The 1224-nt window shown below is 75.2% G+C and carries 2 protein-coding genes; both read right to left on the bottom strand.

What is annotated here, in order from left to right:
- A partial coding sequence (locus I59_RS05645; RefSeq protein WP_022903039.1) for a FliM/FliN family flagellar motor switch protein occupies nt 1–624 on the bottom strand: 624 nt, incomplete at its 3' end.
- Nucleotides 621–1224, bottom strand: a 604-nt coding sequence (locus I59_RS05640; RefSeq protein WP_022903038.1) for a FliM/FliN family flagellar motor switch protein, incomplete at its 5' end; no start/stop codon positions are given. The genes I59_RS05645 and I59_RS05640, both read right to left, overlap by 4 nt.

Here is a 1224-nt window from a genome sequence, read left to right as displayed (position 1 = left end):
CCGGCCGTTCAGCAGCACGTCGGCGGGTGCGCCAGCGCTCCGGTCGAGCTCGACGACGGCGCCGGGCTCCATGCCGAGGACGTCGCGGACGGACATCCGGGTGCGGCCGATCTCGACCGTCAGGGTCATCTCGACGTTGTTGATGCGGCCGAGGTTCCCGGTCGGGACGGTGACGGCGGGTGCGGTCGACGCGGAGACGGTGCCGTTCTCCCGGACGCGGATGCCGAACCACCCTCCGGGGACGCCACCGGCGGTCAGCTCGAAGACCGCGGTCTCGGGATCGGCGAGGAGGGACGCGGCCGACTCGACGCGGGCGTCGCCGAGGACACCGATGCCGAGCACGCCGGCGGCGGCCTCGAGCGAGGGCCGCAGCACGTCCGTGACCTCCACGATGCCGTGCTCGGTGCCGCCGGCCGCCGTGACCGCACCGAGGTCGGTCAGGACGAGCGCGAGGTCGGCCGACAGGCCGCCGACGAACGACGCGACCACCCCGGTGGCCGCCGCCTCGAGCACGGCCGGTGTCGCGCCTCCAGGCAGGGCCACCGCGCTGAGCGGCGCCGCCGTCGGCAGGGCGACCACGAGGGCGTCGGCGGCGGTGGCGTGGAGGGTGGTGGTGGCGGTCATGCGGAGGGCTCCGTAGCTGCGGTGGTGGTGACGACGATGCCGGCGAGGCGCGACCCGTTCGCGCCGACGGCCGCGGTGCCGACGGGTTCGCCGTCGACCGCGATGGTGAGGGGCCGGTGCTGCGGGTGCGGCAGCGGGAGGAGGTCACCGACGGCGAGGCCGAGGACCTGCGCCGGCAGCACCGTCGCCGGCGCGAAGCGCAGGCTGACGCCGACGGGGACGTTCGCGAGCTGCTCGTCGAGCAGGTGGCGCGCCTCGGCGGACGACACGTGCGTCGCCTGCTCCCCGAGCTGGGGCAGCACCGCCTCGGCGGGCAGCGCGAGGGTGCCGGGGGCCACGCGGTCGCCGACGCGGATCTCGAAGGACGCGACGATCATCAGGTCGCCCTTCTGCGCGGCCTGGGCGAACTGCGAGTTGAACTGGAACCCGCCGGCGGTGACGTCGTGCGCGAGCAGGCCGCCGAACGAGTAGCGGAGGTCGTCGAGGGCGTCCTCGACGATCTTGCGGACGAGCGCCTGCTCGATGGGCGTGAAGGTGCGCTCCGGCGTCGGCAGGGGCTTCGAGGCGCCGAGCGCGTGCGACACCCAGGTCAGTGCGGCG

Source organism: Curtobacterium sp. B8, assembly GCF_000333315.1.
Lineage (GTDB): Bacteria > Actinomycetota > Actinomycetes > Actinomycetales > Microbacteriaceae > Curtobacterium > Curtobacterium luteum.
The sequence above is the reverse complement of the archived record's forward strand: the minus strand, read 5'-3'. Positions and strand labels throughout refer to the sequence as shown.